The organism is Streptomyces rugosispiralis (assembly GCF_024505145.1).
GTDB classification, from domain to species: Bacteria; Actinomycetota; Actinomycetes; order Streptomycetales; family Streptomycetaceae; genus Streptomyces; species Streptomyces rugosispiralis.
Map to the genome: position 1 here is coordinate 659,307 of NZ_JANIAA010000001.1, position 17,187 is coordinate 676,493.

The window sequence follows — 17,187 nt, forward strand, 5'->3', positions numbered from 1 at the left end:
TGATCACCGCTTCCCCTTCCACCGAGAACATTCCATCCGAAGCAGCCGAGGGAGCGCGCCGACGTGCGATTGATCGTGGGCATGACAGGAGCAACGGGTGCCGTGTTCGGCGTCCGGCTGCTGGAGACGCTGGCCGAGCTGCCGGAGGTGGAGACCCATCTGGTGCTCAGCCGCTGGGCGCGCACCACGATCGAGCTGGAGACCGGCCGGTCCGCCCGTGAGGTGGCCGGACTCGCCGATGTGACCCACTCCCCCGAGGACCAGGGCGCCACCATCTCCTCCGGCTCCTTCCGCACCGACGGCATGATCATCGCGCCGTGCTCGATGAAGACCCTCGCCGGGATCCGCGCCGGATACGCCGACGGACTGGTGGGCCGCGCCGCGGACGTCGTCCTCAAGGAGCGGCGCCGGCTCGTCCTCGTACCGAGGGAGACCCCGCTCAGCGAGATCCACCTCGAGAACATGCTGGCGCTCTCCCGGATGGGCGTGCGGATGGTCCCGCCCATGCCCGCCTTCTACAACCACCCCCAGTCGGTGGACGACATCGTCGACCACCTCACGGCCCGCCTCCTCGACCAGTTCGACCTGCCCGCGCCCGCCGCCAGGCGGTGGGAGGGCATGCGCGCCGCCCGCGGCCCGAAGCCGACCGCCGCCTGATTCCCCCACCCCTCCCCCACTTGGAGTTTCCATGGTCTACGACGACTTCCGCGGTTTCCTCGACGCCCTCCGGAAGGAGGGGCAACTGCTGCACATCGAGGACGAGGTGATGCCGGAGCCGGACATCGCCGCCGCCGCGAACGCCGCCCCGCGCCTGGGGGGCCACGCCCCCGCCCTGTACTTCGACCGCGTCAAGGGCTTCACCGACGCGCGGATCGCGCTCAATGTGCACGGCTCATGGGCCAATCACGCGCTCGCGCTCGGCCTGCCCAAGGAGACCGGCACCAAGGAACAGGTGGAGGAGTTCATCCGCCGCTGGGACGCCTTCCCGGTGGCCCCCGAATGGCGCGAGAACCCGGTCTGGGCGGAGAACACCCTGGAGGGCGAGGACGCCGACATCTTCCGGGTGCTCCCGCTGATCCGGCTCAACGACGGCGACGGCGGCTTCTACATCGACAAGGCGGCCGTGATCTCCAAGGACCCGGCCGACCCCGAGCACAGCGGCAAGCAGAACGTCGGCATCTACCGCATCGAGGTCAAGGGCAGGCGCACACTCGCCATCCAGCCGGTGCCGATGCATGACATCGCCCAGCATCTGCACACCGCCGAGGAGCGGGGCGAGGACCTGCCCGTGGCCATCGCGCTCGGCAACGAGCCGGTGATCTCCATCGTGGCCTCCACCCCCATGGAGTACGAGCAGAACGAGTACGAGCTGGCCGGCGCGTTGCGCGGCGCCCCCGCCCCGATCTCCCGGGCCCCGCTCACCGGACTGCCCGTGCCGTGGGGCAGCGAGGTGGTCGTCGAGGGTGTCATCGAGGGCCGCAAGCGGGAGATCGAGGGGCCGTTCGGCGAGTTCACCGGCCACTACTCCGGCGGCCGGAACATGCCGGTCATCCGCATCGACCGGATTTCCCACCGCTCGGCCCCGATCTTCGAGCACCTCTACCTCGGCATGCCGTGGACCGAGGTGGACTATCTGATCGCCGCCAACACCTGTGTGCCGCTGTACAAGCAACTGCGCCGCGACTTCCCCGAGGTCCAGGCGGTCAACGCGATGTACACCCACGGGCTGGTGGTCATCGTCTCCACCAAGAAGCGCTACGGCGGCTTCGCCAAGGCCGTCGGCATGCGGGTGCTGACCACGCCGCACGGCCTCGGTTACGCCGCCACCGTGATCGTGGTGGACGAGGACGTCGACCCGTTCGACCTCCCCCAGGTGATGTGGGCGCTGTCCACGAAGATGAACCCGGCGGGCGATCTGGTGCGGATCCCCAATCTGTCGGTGCTGGAGCTGGCCCCGCAGGCGATCACGCCCGGTATCACCGACAAGCTCATCATCGACGCCACCACCCCCGTCGCCCCCGACAACCGCGGCACCTACGGCACCCAGGTGCGCGATCTGCCCGAGACGGCCGGGTGGCTGGCCCGGCTGCGGCAGCTCGCCGCCGCGGGCTGACCACCCCACCCCACCCCGCCGCCCTATCCCACCTCACCTCACGGAAGGACTTCGAATGTCCGACACCACTCCCCCGTGCCCGGCCGCCCTGTGCCCGCGCTGTGCCCACGAGACGATCGAGCACATCACCGGCTCCCCCGTCCCCGGCGTCTGGGAGGTGCTCCAGTGCGCGCGGTGCCTGTACATGTGGCGCACCAGCGAGCCCGCACGGCGCACCCGGCGCGACGCCTACCCCGAGGAGTTCATGCTGACGCCCGAGGACATCGGCACCGCGCCGGAGGTCCCGGCCGTTCCGCCGCTGCTCAAGGCCCGAGGCCGGAACGGCTACCAGGTGACGGGGAGTTCGTACACCCCGTAGATCACCGCGTCGTACTTGAAGGGGATGTCCGCCAGGTCCGCCGCCATCCGCAGGGTGGGGACGCGGCGGAACAGGGCGGGGTAGACCACCTGGAGCTCCATCCGGGCCAGCGGCTGGCCGAGGCAGTGGTGGGTGCCCGCGCCGAACGCCTGGTGGTGGCGGGCGTCCCGGCCGATGTCCAGCCGGTCCGGGTCCGGGAAGACGGCCGGGTCCCGGTTGGCCAGTTCGCCGAGGAGGATCACCCCCTCACCGGCCCGGATGGTCCGGCCCTCGATCTCGATGTCCTCCAGGGCCGTCCGGCGGCGTCCGAGGTGGACGACGCTGAGGTAACGCAGGAGTTCCTCCACCGCGGAGACGATCACCTTGGGGTCGTCGGCCTCGCGGACGCGGGCGAGCTGTTCGGGGTGCTGGAGCAGCAGCAGCGTCCCCATGGTGATCATGTTGGCCGTGGTCTCATGGCCGCCGAGCAGCAGCAACACCCCCATCGCCGCGGCCTCCCGGCGGGTCAGCTCGCCGGCCGTGATCTGCCGGGCGAGCCCGGAGAGCAGATCCTCACCGGGCCGGGCGAGCTTCTCCCCCACCAACTGGTCCAGATATCCGTACAGGTTGGTGTGCGCGGCGGCCCGCTCCTCGGGCGTGGCCACGGCGGACACGAGGACCTTGCTGTTGGTCTGGAAGAACTCATGGTCCTCGTACGGGACGCCCAGCAGCTCGGCGATCACCAGCGACGGAAGCGGCAGCGCGAGTGCCTGCACCAGGTCGGCCGGTTTGGGCCCGGCCAGCATGCGGGGGATGAAGTCGTCCACCATCTCCCGCACGACCGGGCGCATCGCCTCGACCCGCTTGATGGTGAAGGCGCCGCTGACCATGCGGCGCAGCCGGGCGTGCTCCGGATCGTCCATGCCGACGAAGCTCAGGTCGGTGGACTGCCGTTCGCCGCCGGTGTGGGGAACGGGGCTCGGGAAGCCGGGATGGGAGAAGTCGGCGCTCAGCCGGGGGTCGGAGAGCAGGGTCTTCTGCTCGGCGTGGCCGGTCACCACCCAGGGGGTGCTGTCGTTCCAGGACCGGACCCGGGTCAGCGGGCCCCGGCTCGCCAGCCCGCGCAGTTCCGGGGACGGGTCGAAGGGGCAGACCGCGGCGCGCGGCTGCGGGAAGGCGGGGATCTCGGCCGACGCGTCGTCGGCCACGGGCGAGGTGGTCATGGTCTTCCTCCGAGGGTCGGTCGGGAGTGGGTCCCCGTTGATCGGTCGGGCGTGAGCCTTCGACCGGTCCGGAGCGGTCCGTCACGAGGGGACGGCGAATGCGTCCATGGGCTCGGCGAGCAGGGCCTGGCGGTGCGCGCGGGCCTGTTTGGGCATGTTCCAGCCGAGGACGGCGACGACCCGGCCCCGATGGCGGTACTGGGCCACGAAGCGGCGGTCCGCCACGGCCCCGTCCACGACGGTCATCTCGGCGCCGGGCAGCGGTCTGCCGTGCACATGGATCCTGGCGTCGAACTGGTCGGTCCAGAAGTACGGGATCGGGGCGTACGGCCTCGCCTCGCCGAGGATGTTCCCGGCGACGGCGGCCGACTGCTCCACGGCGTTGGTCCGGTTCTCCAGCCGCAGCGGTTCGCCGAGGCCCGGATGGTGCCAGCGCGCCACATCGCCCGCGGCGTAGATCCCGTCCGCCGCCCGGCAGTACGCGTCGCACACCACACCGTCGTCCAGCGTCAGACCGCTGCCGGTGAGCCATGCGGTGTCCGGTACGGCGCCGACCGCGACCACGACCACCTCGGCGGGCAGCACCTCACCATCGCCCAGGCGCACACCGTCGACCCGGCCCCCGTGGCCCGTCAGCGCGTCGACCGCCGCGCCGAGCCGCAGGCGTACACCGTGCTCGCGGTGGAGCGCGGCGAGCAGCTCGGCGACCGTGGGCCCCAACTGGCGTGCCATGGGCGCGGGTTGGGGGCCGACCAGGGTGACGGCCACGCCCATGGTGTGCGCGGTGGCGGCGATCTCGGCGCCGAGCACACCGTCGCCGACGACCACGGCCCGTTCCGCGGACCGCAGTTCCGCCCGCAGCGCGCGGGCGTCGTCCAGTGAGCGCAGCACATGCACCCCGGCCAGGCCGTCCGGTCCGGGCAGCGTGCGGGGACGCAGCCCGGTGGCGATGACCACGGCACCCCCGTGGACCGTGCGCCCGGACGCGGTGCGGACGGTGCGTGCCGCCACGTCCAGGGCGACGGCCGGATCGCCGAGCAGGAACTCGGCGTCCAGCGCGTCCAGGGCTTCCCGGGTCCGCAGCCGGGCCCGCTCGGGCGTCCAGGTACCGGCGAGCACCTGCTTGGACAGCGGCGGCCGGTCGTAGGGCGGATGCGGTTCGGCGCCCAGCACGGTGAGCCGCCCCCGATAGCCCTTGCGCCGCAGCGCCTCGGCGGTGCCGAGCCCGGCGGCGGAGGCACCGGCCACCACCACGCTCGAGGGCGTGGTCACGTGGACTCGCTCAGCCGGATCGCGGCGGCCGGGCAGACGCTCGCGGCCTCCCGGACGGCCGTGTGGTGCCCGTCGGCGGGCTCGGCGTCGAGCAGCACGACGATGCCGTCCTCCTCGCGCTGGTCGAACACCTCGGGCGCGATGAGCACGCACTGGCCCGCGCCGCAGCACTTCTCCTCGTCGACGGTGATCTTCATGTCCGGGCCTCCTTGGCTGGGGAACGGCGGGTGACGGGGGCGAGGAGCAGACCGGTGATGGCGTCGGTGAGCGCGCCTCCCGTGTCGTCCCAGGACGGCTGGCGGGTACTGGTCCCCGCGGCGAGGGCGCGCTCCCGTTCGGCACAGGTGTGGGTGATCAACTGGCGGGCCATGTCGCCGCGTTCGGCCCGTACCTCGGCGGGCAGGGCGTCCAGGCAGCCGCCCAGGCCGTAGAGGGTCTCCCGCAGCGGTTCCCGGGTGAGGGCCTCGTCGGTGACGATCGCCCGCAGCACGGGATCGGTCATCACCTGGACGGCGAACCGGGCGTACCAGGAGGGGACGCCCAGCGTGGCCAGGTGCTCGGTGGCGGGCCGCACCAGGCAGCCGACCCAGTCCCGGACCTCCTCGCTGCCATGGGTCTCCTCCACCATCCGCAGCCGGATCTCCTCGATCGCCGCGGAGTGCTTGCGCATGATGGCGCGCACCAGATCGGCCCTGGTGCCGAAGTGATAGCCGACCGCCGCGACATTGCCCTGCCCGGCCGCCTCGCTGATCTGCCGGTTCGACACCGCGACCAGGCCGTGCTCGGCGTAGAGCCGCTCCGCGGCGGCCATGATGGCCTCGCGGGTCCCGGCGGAGCGGACGGTGCGTGCGTCGGTCACCGTGGCCTCCAGTCTCCGTGGTTCCTGTCTCCGTGGCTCCTGTGAGCTGTCGCCGCCACTCTAAAACGCGTGAATTAAATAAAGCAACTGTTTGAAGAGTTCAATGGGCGACTGACGGAAGATACATCGGATCTATCTTGCGGAACTTTCGCACTCAGAGCTGTGGTTTACCCCCTTCCGTTGACAACATCCGATGTCTCTCCTAGGTTTCGGTCGACCCTGAACACTGGAGGCGGTAGATGAGATCCACGCTCAGGCGCATATCCCTGGCCGCCGTCGCGGCGATGGCCGTCCTCACCGCGGCATTACCGGGCACCGCGACGGCCCAGGGGCCCCAGGGGCGTACGTATCACGTCGCCACCTGGGGCACCGACCGCGACAGCGGCGACTCGCGCCATCCGTTCCGCACCATCGGCCGCTGCACCGAGCGGGTCGGGCCCGGGGACACCTGTCTGATCCACCGTGGGAACTACCCCGAGCGGGTCGCCCCGCCCTCGGGCCGCGCCGACGCCCCGATCACCCTGGCGGCGTACGGGGACGGGCCGGTCACCGTCGACGGGACGCGGGCGGTGACCGGGTGGAAGGACGCGGGCGGCGGTCTGGTGGCCGCCGATGTGGACCTTCCGCTCGACCGCGGCGAGAACGCGCTGTTCCTGGACGGCGAGCGCGCCATGGAGGGCCGCTGGCCCAACTCCGGCTCCGATCCGCTCAATCCGTCCTGGGCGGTGGCCGAGCGCTCCTCGACCGATCAGCACATCGACGACCCGGATCTGCCGGACGGCGACTTCACCGGCGCCACCGTCCATCTGTGGGCGGGTTCCAATCCGTGGAGCCAGCAGACCGGCACCGTGACCGCCACGTCGGACGGCGCCCTGGACTTCAAGGGTGGCAACTACCGCTGCACCCCGCTGTGCATGGGCGACCAGAACTACCGCAACTACTACCTGGTCGGCGCCAAGGCCACGCTGGACCAGCCCGGTGAGTGGTACTACGACAAGGACGCGCGCCGCCTCTATCTGGTCCCGCCCAAGGGCGGTGTCACGGGCCACACCGTGACCGCGAAGTACGAGAGCTGGGGCGTGGACCTCTCGCACAGCTCCCATGTCACCGTGCGCGGTCTCGATCTGTGGGGCACCTCGCTGCGCACCGGCGCCGACAGCACCGGCGTGCTGGTCGAGCGGGTCCGGGCACGCTACATCTCGGAGTTCTCCACGCTCCCCATGCCACGCGACGACGAACTGGCCATCCCGCCCGGCGAGGGCCACATCGTCGCCTCGCGGGTGCTGAACTCCGGTGTCCAGATCCTCGGCCACGGCAACACCCTGCGCGACAGCGACATCGGCTACTCCGCGGGCACGGGTGTGCTGCTGCGCGGCAGTGGCAACACCGTCACCGGCAACTACATCCACGACGTGGGCTGGATGGGCAGCTACACCCCCGGTATCGAGGTCAACGGCAGCGGCCAGACCGTCACCCACAACACCATCCGGCGCACCGGCCGGGCGAGCATCGACACCGCCTGGCAGCTGAACGGTGTGCCGTTCCACGACAACCGGATCGCCTACAACGACCTCTCCGAGGCGATGCGCACCTCACGTGACGGCAGCCCGTTCTATGTGTGCTGCAACCTGGACGCCACGGGCACCAGCGTGGACCACAACACCGTGCACGACGCGGACGGCCAGGTGGGCTACTACATCGACAACTCCTCCAGCAACTTCCTGCTGCACCACAACGTGGCGTACAACACCGGTACCCGCGGCACCTTCTTCAACGGCCACAGCGGTGTCAGCCTCGGCAACCGCGACCACAACTCCTCGTACGGCACGGGGATTTCCACCGCCGCCGTCCGGCTGAGCGGCGCCACCGACGCCACGGGGACGTATGTGAGCAACGACGTGGCGCTCACCCCGATGGAGATCTCCGGCCCCGGCGACCCCGCCCCCGTGGTACGGGACAACCTGCTGCCGCCCACCGATCCGCGCTACACCGACGCGCGCAACGGCGAGCTGTGGCCGCGCCCGGACTCCCCCGCCATCGACGCGGGCGAGAGGGTCGACGGGGTGACCGGCGAGGTCCGGGGCGACGGGCCGGACCAGGGCGCGTACGAGTACGGCGAGCCCATCTGGTCGTCCGGCTGCCGGCTGGCGGGCTGTGAGACCCGGGTCCGCAACGACGGCTGGAAGGCGACCGCCTCCGGTGGCGCCGATGCCTCGGCGGCCGTGGACGGGGTGCAGACCACCCAGTGGAAGGGCGACGCTCCCCAGGCCGCCGGTCAGTCGCTCACCGTCGATCTCGGCACCGCGAAGACCTTCGGGCGGCTGGCGATCGACGCGGGTCTTGACGCCACCGGACACCCCTATGGCTTCACCGTCTCGGTCAGCCGCGACGGTGAGCACTGGGGGACGCCGGTGGCCCGGGTCAGCGGCCGCTCCTTCACCCAGGACGCGGTCTTCGGGCAGCGCACCGCCCGCTATCTGCGGATCGAGCTGACCCGGCCGGGCGAGAACCCCTGGGCGGTGAACGAGATCCGGCTCTACGCCGACGGCCCCGACGCGGCCGCCACCCTGCAGGCGGAGCGCGCCGAGGTGGTCCGGGGCGTCGAGCGCGGCGAGGCGGCCACCTCGGTCCTCGGTATGGGGGACGCGATCGGCTTCCGGGGCGTGCGGTTCGGCGCGGGCGCGGACACACTGACGGTACGGCTGGCGTCCGGCGGCTGCGGGGACTGCGCCCTGCGACTGCGCCTGGACTCACCCGAGGGACCGGTGGTGGCCACGCTTCCGGTGCGCGGGACCGGTGGCACCGACCGGTGGCGGGTGCGTTCGGTGCGCCTCCCCCGTACGGTGACCGGCTTCCACGATGTCCATCTCGTCGCCACGGGCGGCCACCGGGTGGCCGCCGTGGACTGGCTGACGTTGCGTTAGGCACCAGGAGGTGGGTGCGCGGCCGCGCCCTGGCGTACCGCGCGCCCCACCTCCGTCCGCAGCGCGATGAACTCCGGCAGTGCCCGGGTGGCGATCTGGTCGCGTTCGGCGGGCAGCGCCACCGGCAGATCCGCCCGCACCCGGCCCGGCTCCGGAGCCAGCACCACCACCCGGTCCGCCACATAGACGCTCTCGTCGATGTCATGGGTGACCAGCAGAATCGTCATCCCCTCGGCCCGGTGCAGCCGCAGCAGCAGATCCTCCAGGTCCTCCCGGGTCTGGGCGTCCAGGGCACCGAACGGCTCGTCCATCAGCAGCAGCGCGGGCCGGGCGGCCAGGGCGCGGGCGAGCGCGACACGCTGCTGCATGCCGCCGGACAGCTGCCAGGGATGGCGGCGAGCGGCGTCGGCCAGGCCCACCTGCTCCAGCATGGCCACCGCCGCCGCATGGCGTTCCGCGCGGGGCAGTCCGCGCCGCCGCAGCGGAAGGGCGACGTTCTCCCGCACCGAGAGCCAGGGGAAGAGCGAGCGGCTGTAGTCCTGGAAGACCACTCCGAGCCGGTCCGGGACGCCGTCCACCACCTCCCCGTCCAGGGTGATCCGCCCGGCGGAGGGGCGGAGGAGGCCCGCGACACAGCGCAGCAGGGTGGACTTGCCACAGCCGGAGGGGCCGACCAGGGTGAGCAACTGCCCGTCGGGGACGGTGAGTTCGATGTCCAGGAGCACCTCGGGGCCGTCGCCGTAGCGATGGCTGAGCCGGTTGATCCGCAGCATGTCCGCCTCACCGGGCCCAGGGCTCGTACGCCGGGGAGTCGTCGGCGGGGACCCGGACCTGGAGCAGCAGCGGGCCGTCGTCACGGCCGAGGGCGAGGGCCCGGTCGAGCGCCTTGGGGAGGCGGTCGGGGTGCTCGACCCGTTCGGCCGGGCAGCCGAAGGACCCGGCGAGCGCGGCGAAGTCGATGCCGCCGATGTCGGTGCCCGGCACGGGGGCGATGCCGATGCGGTGGCCCAGCGCCTTGACCGCGCTGTAGCCGCCGTTGTCGAGCAGGACGTAGCTCACCGGGGCGCGGTGCCGGGCCGCGGTCCACAGGGCCTGCACCGAGTAGAGCGCCGAGCCGTCGCCGACGACGCACACCACGCGTTCGCCGTCCGCGAGAGCGCGTCCGACCGCGAGCGGCAGCCCCCAGCCCAGCGCGCCGCTGCCGGTGGTGAGGAAGCGGCCCTCGCCGCTGATGGGGAGGCGGGCGTGGAGGGCGTCGCGGTGGCTGGGGGTCTCCTCGACCAGCACGGTGTCCCGGGGCAGCCGCTCGCGCAGCAGGTCCATCACCAGCTCGGGGGAGATCTCCTCCGCCGAAGTGGCCGGCAGCGGCTCGGGGGCGGGCCGCGGCGGTGGCGCGGGCCGGTCGGCGGGCCGGACGAGATCGGTGAGGGTGCGCAGGGCCGGGCGGAGGGTGGTGACGATGCTGGTGCCCACCGGAAGCCACGCGGCCTGCGCGGGGTCGCAGTCGAGGTGGTACAGCTCGGTGCCGTCGGCGAGCGGCGGGGCCTCGGTGTGCACGTGGTAGGTGAACAGCGGGGCGCCGAGCGCGACCACCACATCGTGGCCGGCCAGCCGCTCCGCCAGCTGGTCGGCGACGGGCGGCAGAAAGCCCTGGAAGAGCGGGTGGCGTTCGTCGAAGCCGGAGCGTCCGGAGAGGGGGCTGATCCACACCGCGGCCCGCAGCCGTTCGGCCAGTTCGGCCACGTCCCGTACGGCGCGCTCGTCGTCCACGCCCGGCCCGACGACCAGCGCGGGGCGCGCCGAGGCGTCGAGTGCCCGCGCGAGGCCGGTGAGCGCGGCGGGGTCGGCGGTGTAGCCGCCGTGGACGGTGCGCGGGGCGACCGGCCCGGCGGGGCGGTCCCAGTCGTCCTCCGGTACGGAGAGGAAGACCGGGCCCCGGGGGTGGCTCATGGCGACGCGGTGGGCCTCGGCGAGCGCGGCGGGCACATCGGCGGCCCGCTCCGGCTGCCTGCTGAACTTCACGTACGGGCGCGGGAAGCGGGCCGGTTCGTCGGCGCCGAGGAAGGGCCGCAGCGGCAGCAGCGCACGGGACTGCTGCCCCGCGATGATCACCACCGGCACCCGGTCCCGGTAGGCGTTGAACACCGCTCCCAGGGAGTGGCCCAATCCCCCGGCGGAGTGCAGGCTGACCAGCGCCGCCCGCCCGGTGCCCAGGGCGTGGCCCGCGGCCATCGCGACGGCGGTGGACTCCTGAAGGCCGAGCACATAGCGGAAGTCCTCGGGCCAGTCGCGGAACATCCGCAGTTCGGTGGAGCCGGGGTTGCCGAAGACGGTCGTCATCCCGGTGGCGCGGCACAGTGCCAGCACCGCCTCGCGGACCGTGGTGGTCGGGGGGTGGGCGGTGGGCTCGGCCATGGGGCCACCTCCTCTGCTGGTGTGGGGGCGGGTCCTGCTTCTGCCGGATGGGGCGTGTCCCGCGTACGGGTGGTCAGGTGCGGTGGGCCGCACGGTGTCTGCCGAGGGCCAGGCGCTCGACGGCGAGCAGCGCGCTGTTGAGCAGCTGCCCGAGCGCGCCGAGCAGCACCATCACCGCCCACACCGTGAGCAGATCGGAGCGGGTCTGCGCGTCGGTGAGCGAGAAGCCTATGCCGTCGGCGGTACCGGGCAGCAGCTCGGAGAAGACCATCAGGATGAGCGAGAGCGACAGGCTCAGCCGCAGTCCGGCGAAGATGCGCGGCAGCGCGGCGGGCAGATACAGCAGCACGATCCGCTCGGCCGGCCGCATCCGTACGGTGGCGGCGACGTCCAGCCGCAGCGGGTCGATGCCGCGGACCCCCTCGGCCGTGTTGATCAGTACGGGCCAGATGGCGCCGAAGACGATGGAGGCGAGCTGCATCGGCGTGCCGAGGTCGAAGACCACGACGAAGACGGGCACCAGCGCGGGCGGGGGCACGGCGCGGGCGAACTGCAGCACCGGATCGCACAGCGCGTACACGGTGCGCGAGCGGCCCAGGACGAGCCCCAGCACGATGCCACCGGCCGCGGCGAGGGCGAATCCGGCGAGCACCCGGCCGAGGCTGGGCAGCAGATCGCGGACCGCCGCGTCGGTGAGGAACGCCCGTTCGGCGGGGCCGGAGAACCACAGGTGGTAGCCGTGCTCCACGATCCGGGCGGGGGGCGGGAAGAAGACGCTGCCGTGGGCCCGGGCGGCGAGCTGCCACAGCGCCACCGCCACCACCGGGACGCCGAGCCGCAGCGCGAGGGTCCGGGGCAGCCGCCGTGCGGCCCCGAGCGGGGTGGCTTGCGCGGTCATGCGCGGCTCCCGCGGTGCTCGGGCGCCCAGGGGAACAGCCGCCGTTCGACCGCGGTGAGCGCCAGGTTGATGACGAGGCCGAGCGCTCCCGCCCACACCACTCCGGCCAGCACGTCGCGGGTGCCGTCGGTGGCCATGCCCGCCTGGGCGATGAAGGTGCCGAGCCCCTCGCCGAATCCGGCGAGGATCTCGCTGGCCACGGCGAGGATCAGGGCGGTGGCCGCCGCGATGCGCACCCCGGCGGCGATGAACGGGGCGGCCGACGGCAGACCGGCCCTCAGCAGGACGGCGAGCCGACCGAAGCCGAACGCGCGCAGCGTGTCCTTGGCCAGCGGATCGGTCTCGCCGAGCCCGTAGACGGTGTTGAACAGCACGGGCCAGACACACGCGTAGGTGACGAGGGCGACCGTGGTCTCGCTGCCGGCGCCGAGCAGCAGCGACACCAGGGGGATGAGCGCCACCGACGGCATCGGGCGCAGGAATTCGATCAGCACCCGCGCGGCCTGCGCGGCCGTCGGCACACTGCCCAGCAGCAGCCCGAGCGGGATCGCGAGGGCGCAGGCGAGGGCGAGCCCGGTGGCCCATGCCTCGAGGGTGGCGCCGACGCCGTTCAGGAAGGCGGTGTCGCCGCCGAGTTCGACGGCACGTACCAGCACCTCGGAGGCGGGCGGCAGGAAGGCGCTCCGCACCAGCCCGGAGCGGCCCAGGGCCTCGCAGGCGGCGAAGGCCAGGAGCACGCCGACGGCGCCGAGCAGCGCGCTCCTGGCCCGCCCGGTGCGCTTCCGCCCGGCCGTCGCGGGGCTCACTCGGCGGGCTGGTAGAGGACGGCGGCGGAGTCGAGGTCCTTGGTGAGCAGCTTCTGCGCCCGCATCAGCGAGATGAGCCGCTTCAGCTGGGCGGCGCTGGAGGTGGCCGGATACTCGGGCAGGCCGATGGCGGCGGCCTCCTCCGGCTTGATCTTGGTATAGCCGGGCAGCGCCTTCTCCACGGCGCCGCGGTCCCTGGCTGCCACGGCCTGGGCGGCGGAGATGGCTCGCTGGAAGGCGGCGGCGGTCTTGGGGTACTTGTCGATGAAGGTGTCGGTGGTGACATAGCCGCTGAGCGGCAGTCCGGCGACGGGCGCCGCGTTGCCGTCGACCACCGTACGGGCCTTCAGCTCGCGCTTGAGCGCGGTGACGAACGGCTCGGCGGCATGCACGGCGTCCACCTGGCCCCGCTCCAGCACCGAGCCCATCTGCGGGAACGGCACCTGCCGGTACTCGGGCCGACCGGCCCCGGCCTTGCCGAGGGTGGCGTTGAGGGTGAGTGACTGGATGTTGTTGAGGATGTTGACCGCGACCTTCTTGCCCTCGAGGTCCCGCGGCGTCTTGATCTTGGAGTCGGCGGGCACCAGCACATCCATCATGTGCGGGGCGTTGCGTGCGCCCTCGGCCAGCACCCGGGTGGCCAGGGTGCCCTTCTCATGGGCCTGGAGGAACGTCACGAAGTTGGCGCCGCCGATGACGTCCACCTGGCCGTGGGCGAGCGCGGGCAGCGCCTGGACACTCTGCTGGACCGGCTGCACGCGGACGTTCAGCCCTTCCTTCGCGAAGAGCTTGCGGTCCATGGCGATGTGCAGGGCGGCCACATCGGCGAGCGGCAGTCCGGCCACCGTGATCGTCTTCTTCTCCGGCCCGCGCCCGCCGCCGGAGCCCTCGTCCGAGCCGCCGCATCCGGCGAGAAGCACGGCGGTGACCGTGGCGGCCGCGGCCAACTTTGCCGGGGGGAAGCGCAGTTGGTCTCTCATGGCATTTCACGATAGGGGCCGTGCGCGGTTCACACCATGGCCGGGAACGCCTCGTCGAACAGGTCGAGCATGGCCCACCAGGCCCGTTCGGCGGAGGGCCGGTGGTGGCAGACGCCGCTCGACCGGGGGGGATGGGGGAAGCTGACAGCGGCGGTCGGCGCCTGGCAGAGTGCGGTCCATGGACTATTCAGCCCATTTCCACCGTGAGATCGTGGCGTTCGAGCAGGCGGCCCGCCGCGCCGCCGACGGGGCGGACGCGCCGCTGATCCCCTCCTGCCCCGAGTGGACGATGTCGGATCTGGTGCTGCACCTGGGCGGGGTGCATCGCCTGGTCGCCCGTGTCGTCCGGGAGCGGCTCGACCGGCAGCCGGACATCACGGACCCCGCCCTCTTCGAACTTCCCGAGGACCGCGCGGGCTGGCCCGCGCCCACGGGCGGGCCGCATCACGGGCCGGTGCCGGTGAGTCTCGTCGACTGGTTCGCCGAGGGGGCCGCGCGGCTGGAGGCGCTGTTCCGGAGCGAGGGTCCGGGGCTGGCGGTGTGGACGTGGTCGGCGGAGCGGACCGCTGGCTTCTGGCTGCGGATGCAGACCATCGAGGCGGCCCTGCACCGCTGGGACGCCGAGCGGGCGCTCGGCGGACCGGCCCGGCCGGTGGAGCCCGACCTCGCGGTGGACGCCGTGGCCCAGACCTTCGAGGTGATGGCCCCGGCCCGGCGGGCGTGGCGGGAGGCCCCGCCCGGGGCGGGCGAGTCGTTCCGGTTCCGCCGGACCGACGGTCCGGACCTGTGGACGGTCCGCTTCGACGGCGGCGACGTACGGCTCACCACCGGCGCCGCGGACGAGGACGCCGACGAGGCGTCCCGCGATGTCGAGCTGGCCGGGACCGCGTCGGACCTGATGCTGTTCCTGTGGCAGCGGCTCCCCGCGGACCGGCTCGACAAGGTGACCGGCGACCAGGCGGTGCTCGACCGCTACTTCACCCTCGTCCCGCCCGTGTGAACCGCGTCCGGCGAGTCGGCGCCCCGCGGCCGGGGCCGCGGGGTGCGACCATTGGCCGGGAGCTGACCACGAGCGAGGGAGCCGCGAATGAACAGCGCCGATCTGCTGGCCGACGCCTTCGAGCGGGTGCGCGAGGAGGTGCGGTCGGCCGTGGACGGGCTCTCGGAGGACGAGTTGGCCGTACGGCTCGACAGCGGGGCCAACTCGATCGCCTGGCTGGTGTGGCATCTGACCCGGGTCCAGGACGACCACATCGCCGACGCCGCGGGCACCGAGCAGCTGTGGACGTCCGAGGGCTGGGCCGAGCGGTTCGGCCTGCCGTTCCCGCCCGAGGCCACCGGCTACGGCCACCGGAGCAAGGACGTGGCGGCGGTGCGGGCGGACGCCGAGCTGCTCACCGGGTACTACGACGCCGTCCATGAGAACACCCTGGCGTTCGTGCGCGGCCTGCGCGACTCCGATCTCGACCGGATCGTGGACGAGCGGTGGACCCCGGCGGTGACCCTCGGTGTCCGGCTGGTCAGTGTGGTCGCGGACGATCTGCAGCACACCGGGCAGGCGGCGTTCATCCGCGGCGCGGTCCGCAGGCGATAGCGCGACATCACCGGGAACGGAGGCCTTCGCATCGCGCGCATTGACATGCAGGCAATTGCCTGCATAACGTTCGGTGTGAGCTCAGAGATGGACAAGGTCTTCAAGGCGCTGGCCGACCAGACCCGGCGGTATCTGCTGGACCGGCTGCATGAGCACAACGGCCAGACACTGGGCGAGTTGTGCCGACGGCTGGAGATGACCCGCCAGTCGGCGACCCAGCATCTGGCCGTTCTCGAGGCGGCCAATCTGGTCAGCACGGTGCGGCGGGGCCGCGAGAAACTCCACTACCTCAACCCCGTCCCCCTCAACGAGATCCAGGAGCGCTGGATCGACAAGTTCGAGCGCCCGCGGCTGCGTGCGCTGAGCCTGGTGAAGCGACAAGCGGAGGAAGCGATGGCCGACAAGCCGGCGTTCGTGTACGTCATCTACATCGAGTCCACCCCGGAGAAGGTCTGGCACGCGCTGACCGACGCCGACGTCACGGCCGAGTACTGGGGCCACCGCAATGTGTCGGACTGGCGGGTCGGCTCCCCGTGGGAGCATCGGCGGACGGACGGCTCCGGCACCGCCGATGTCGTCGGCACGGTCGTGGAGAGCTCACCGCCCACCCGGCTGGTGACCACCTGGGCCGCGCCCGACGCCGACGCCACCGCCGAGCCCTCCCGGGTCACCTTCGACATCCAGCCGCACGGCGACATCGTCCGGCTGACCGTGACCCATGAGAACCTGGCCGACGAGGCCGAGCGGACCGCGGCGGCCGGTGGCTGGGCCGCGGTGCTGTCCAATCTGAAGTCGCTGATCGAGACGGGGAGCCCGCTGCCGCAGCAGCCCTGGTCGATCCCTCAGTGATCCTCGGCCACCGTGCGACGTGGGGGCTCACCGTGGCTCACCGCGCGGCCCCATCGTCCCGTACCGCGATCCCCAAGGCGTCGGCGAGCATCGGCGCGAGCTCCATCAACTGACCGCTGCCGATGGTGGCGCCGCCCAGCGCGTCATAACCGTCGGTGATCTCCAGCCGGGTGGCCCCGCGCAGATCGACCTTCGCCAGCCGCGCGTTGCCGAATCGCACGCCCTCCAGCGCCGACCCCGGAAACGCCACCTCCGTCAGCCCCGCGCCACCGAGGTCCACATCGCGCAGCAGACAGTCCACGAAGGTGACGTTCCGCAGCGTGGCGGTGCGGAGGTTCACCGATTCCAGCTTGCACCGGTGGAAGGTCACCCGGCGCAGCCGCGCGGAGAACATCTCCAGACCGGCCAGCACACAGCCACCCAGCTCACCGTCGAGCCAGTCGGTGTCCGCCAGGTCGGTGCCCACCCATCGCACCCCGTCCAGCCACACCTCGTTGAACCGGGCCCCACGGCCACGGCCCCCGGTGAAGGTCACCGAGGAGAACGCGGACTCGAGGAACCGGGCGTGGTCGCACACGACCCCGTCGAAGGAGTCCCCGTCCAGATGAACGGTGTCGTAGTCGCCTTCCTCCGTCAGCTCCCCGTCGAACGGCCGCAGATGGTCCGCGAAGGGCAGATCGGCGAGTTCACGGGGGGACGGCACCATGCGAGGCTCACTTTCCTGGGGACGGACCGCGTACGGGGCCGATACTGCCATCCGCCACCGACAGCCCCGCCGGGAGCGCCGGAGGGACGCCCCCCGGACCGCCGTACGCTCACCAGAGGGCGATTACGTACGCCGGATGGCCCACTCTCCGGTGTGCTGAGCGCATTTCCCCGGAACTCTCTCCGTTAAATCGGACCGTCAGTTTTATTCG

General features: G+C 72.2%; 17 protein-coding genes. 7 read left to right on the forward strand and 10 right to left on the reverse strand.

What is annotated here, in order from left to right; genetic code table 11:
- Window positions 1–63: 63 nt before the first annotated feature.
- From NP777_RS02970 to NP777_RS02980, 3 genes are read left to right on the forward strand one after another with little or no spacing between them, the layout of a single operon-like run.
- Window positions 64–657: a non-oxidative hydroxyarylic acid decarboxylases subunit B gene (locus NP777_RS02970; RefSeq protein ID WP_308404993.1), complete on the forward strand. Its 594-nt coding sequence runs from the start codon at window positions 64–66 to the stop codon at window positions 655–657.
- Window positions 658–688: 31 nt separating this feature from the next.
- Window positions 689–2,113: a non-oxidative hydroxyarylic acid decarboxylases subunit C gene (locus NP777_RS02975; protein WP_256648410.1), complete on the forward strand. Its 1,425-nt coding sequence runs from the start codon at window positions 689–691 to the stop codon at window positions 2,111–2,113.
- A gap of 55 nt (window positions 2,114–2,168) precedes the next feature.
- Window positions 2,169–2,471, forward strand: coding sequence for a non-oxidative hydroxyarylic acid decarboxylases subunit D (locus NP777_RS02980; protein WP_256648411.1), 303 nt, complete (start codon window positions 2,169–2,171; stop codon window positions 2,469–2,471).
- Here NP777_RS02980 and NP777_RS02985 read toward each other — a convergent pair.
- From NP777_RS02985 to NP777_RS03000, 4 genes are all read right to left on the reverse strand, one after another.
- A complete protein-coding gene (locus tag NP777_RS02985; protein ID WP_256648412.1) occupies window positions 2,438–3,673 on the reverse strand; it encodes a cytochrome P450 in 1,236 nt (411 codons plus the stop codon). The two genes, NP777_RS02980 and NP777_RS02985, sit on opposite strands and share 34 nt — an antisense overlap.
- An 81-nt stretch (window positions 3,674–3,754) precedes the next feature.
- Window positions 3,755–4,945: an NAD(P)/FAD-dependent oxidoreductase gene (locus NP777_RS02990; RefSeq protein ID WP_256648413.1), complete on the reverse strand. Its 1,191-nt coding sequence runs from the start codon at window positions 4,943–4,945 to the stop codon at window positions 3,755–3,757.
- Window positions 4,942–5,142 carry a ferredoxin gene (locus tag NP777_RS02995; RefSeq protein ID WP_256648414.1) on the reverse strand — a complete coding sequence of 67 codons (201 nt, stop codon included), beginning with the start codon at window positions 5,140–5,142 and terminating at the stop codon, window positions 4,942–4,944. Before NP777_RS02995 ends, NP777_RS02990 begins: the two co-directional genes overlap by 4 nt.
- Window positions 5,139–5,756 carry a TetR/AcrR family transcriptional regulator gene (locus tag NP777_RS03000; protein ID WP_256648629.1) on the reverse strand — a complete coding sequence of 206 codons (618 nt, stop codon included), beginning with the start codon at window positions 5,754–5,756 and terminating at the stop codon, window positions 5,139–5,141. Before NP777_RS03000 ends, NP777_RS02995 begins: the two co-directional genes overlap by 4 nt.
- A 287-nt stretch (window positions 5,757–6,043) precedes the next feature.
- On the opposite strand from NP777_RS03000, the gene NP777_RS03005 reads away from it, so the two are divergent.
- Window positions 6,044–8,728, forward strand: coding sequence for a carbohydrate-binding protein (locus NP777_RS03005; protein WP_256648415.1), 2,685 nt, complete (start codon window positions 6,044–6,046; stop codon window positions 8,726–8,728).
- On the opposite strand, the gene NP777_RS03010 is transcribed toward NP777_RS03005, so the two are convergent.
- From NP777_RS03010 to NP777_RS03030, 5 genes are all read right to left on the reverse strand, one after another.
- Window positions 8,725–9,501, reverse strand: a complete 777-nt coding sequence (locus NP777_RS03010; protein ID WP_256648416.1) for an ABC transporter ATP-binding protein — start codon at window positions 9,499–9,501, stop codon at window positions 8,725–8,727. The genes NP777_RS03005 and NP777_RS03010 overlap by 4 nt on opposite strands.
- A 7-nt stretch (window positions 9,502–9,508) precedes the next feature.
- Entirely contained in the window at window positions 9,509–11,143 is a 1,635-nt protein-coding gene (mdlC, locus tag NP777_RS03015) for a benzoylformate decarboxylase (protein ID WP_256648417.1), read from the reverse strand.
- Window positions 11,144–11,216: 73 nt separating this feature from the next.
- Window positions 11,217–12,041: an ABC transporter permease gene (locus NP777_RS03020; protein WP_256648418.1), complete on the reverse strand. Its 825-nt coding sequence runs from the start codon at window positions 12,039–12,041 to the stop codon at window positions 11,217–11,219.
- Complete coding sequence (locus NP777_RS03025) at window positions 12,038–12,847, reverse strand: ABC transporter permease (RefSeq protein ID WP_256648419.1); 810 nt, start codon at window positions 12,845–12,847, stop codon at window positions 12,038–12,040. The genes NP777_RS03020 and NP777_RS03025 overlap by 4 nt, the downstream gene beginning before the upstream one ends.
- Window positions 12,844–13,827 (reverse strand): ABC transporter substrate-binding protein, encoded by a 984-nt coding sequence (locus tag NP777_RS03030; RefSeq protein WP_256648420.1) that lies wholly within the window; start codon window positions 13,825–13,827, stop codon window positions 12,844–12,846. The genes NP777_RS03025 and NP777_RS03030 overlap by 4 nt, the downstream gene beginning before the upstream one ends.
- 178 nt (window positions 13,828–14,005) lie before the next feature.
- On the opposite strand from NP777_RS03030, the gene NP777_RS03035 reads away from it, so the two are divergent.
- From NP777_RS03035 to NP777_RS03045, 3 genes are all read left to right on the forward strand, one after another.
- Window positions 14,006–14,827, forward strand: a complete 822-nt coding sequence (locus NP777_RS03035) for a maleylpyruvate isomerase family mycothiol-dependent enzyme (RefSeq protein ID WP_256648421.1) — start codon at window positions 14,006–14,008, stop codon at window positions 14,825–14,827.
- 87 nt (window positions 14,828–14,914) lie between these two features.
- Window positions 14,915–15,421: a mycothiol transferase gene (locus tag NP777_RS03040; RefSeq protein ID WP_256648422.1), complete on the forward strand. Its 507-nt coding sequence runs from the start codon at window positions 14,915–14,917 to the stop codon at window positions 15,419–15,421.
- A gap of 87 nt (window positions 15,422–15,508) precedes the next feature.
- Entirely contained in the window at window positions 15,509–16,270 is a 762-nt protein-coding gene (locus tag NP777_RS03045) for an ArsR/SmtB family transcription factor (RefSeq protein ID WP_256648630.1), read from the forward strand.
- Window positions 16,271–16,307: 37 nt separating this feature from the next.
- Here the strand turns inward: NP777_RS03045 and NP777_RS03050 are convergent, their stop codons facing one another.
- The gene (locus tag NP777_RS03050) at window positions 16,308–16,976 is read right to left on the reverse strand and encodes a pentapeptide repeat-containing protein (protein ID WP_256648423.1); all 669 of its coding nucleotides are present in this window, start codon (window positions 16,974–16,976) and stop codon (window positions 16,308–16,310) included.
- Window positions 16,977–17,187: the final 211 nt, after the last annotated feature.

What these genes read in the sequence shown, in the direction of transcription:
- NP777_RS02975 (WP_256648410.1), top strand. Translation starts at nt 689, where the DNA reads ATGGTCTACGACGACTTCCGCGGTTTCCTCGACGCCCTCCGGAAGGAG.
- NP777_RS02980 (WP_256648411.1), top strand. Translation starts at nt 2,169, where the DNA reads ATGTCCGACACCACTCCCCCGTGCCCGGCCGCCCTGTGCCCGCGCTGT.
- NP777_RS03045 (WP_256648630.1), top strand. Translation starts at nt 15,509, where the DNA reads ATGGACAAGGTCTTCAAGGCGCTGGCCGACCAGACCCGGCGGTATCTG.
- NP777_RS03030 (WP_256648420.1), bottom strand. Translation starts at nt 13,827, where the DNA reads ATGAGAGACCAACTGCGCTTCCCCCCGGCAAAGTTGGCCGCGGCCGCC.
- NP777_RS03010 (WP_256648416.1), bottom strand. Translation starts at nt 9,501, where the DNA reads ATGCTGCGGATCAACCGGCTCAGCCATCGCTACGGCGACGGCCCCGAG.
- NP777_RS03005 (WP_256648415.1), top strand. Translation starts at nt 6,044, where the DNA reads ATGAGATCCACGCTCAGGCGCATATCCCTGGCCGCCGTCGCGGCGATG.
- NP777_RS03020 (WP_256648418.1), bottom strand. Translation starts at nt 12,041, where the DNA reads ATGACCGCGCAAGCCACCCCGCTCGGGGCCGCACGGCGGCTGCCCCGG.
- NP777_RS02995 (WP_256648414.1), bottom strand. Translation starts at nt 5,142, where the DNA reads ATGAAGATCACCGTCGACGAGGAGAAGTGCTGCGGCGCGGGCCAGTGC.
- NP777_RS03040 (WP_256648422.1), top strand. Translation starts at nt 14,915, where the DNA reads ATGAACAGCGCCGATCTGCTGGCCGACGCCTTCGAGCGGGTGCGCGAG.
- mdlC (WP_256648417.1), bottom strand. Translation starts at nt 11,143, where the DNA reads ATGGCCGAGCCCACCGCCCACCCCCCGACCACCACGGTCCGCGAGGCG.
- NP777_RS03000 (WP_256648629.1), bottom strand. Translation starts at nt 5,756, where the DNA reads ATGGCCGCCGCGGAGCGGCTCTACGCCGAGCACGGCCTGGTCGCGGTG.
- NP777_RS02985 (WP_256648412.1), bottom strand. Translation starts at nt 3,673, where the DNA reads ATGACCACCTCGCCCGTGGCCGACGACGCGTCGGCCGAGATCCCCGCC.
- NP777_RS03050 (WP_256648423.1), bottom strand. Translation starts at nt 16,976, where the DNA reads ATGGTGCCGTCCCCCCGTGAACTCGCCGATCTGCCCTTCGCGGACCAT.
- NP777_RS03035 (WP_256648421.1), top strand. Translation starts at nt 14,006, where the DNA reads ATGGACTATTCAGCCCATTTCCACCGTGAGATCGTGGCGTTCGAGCAG.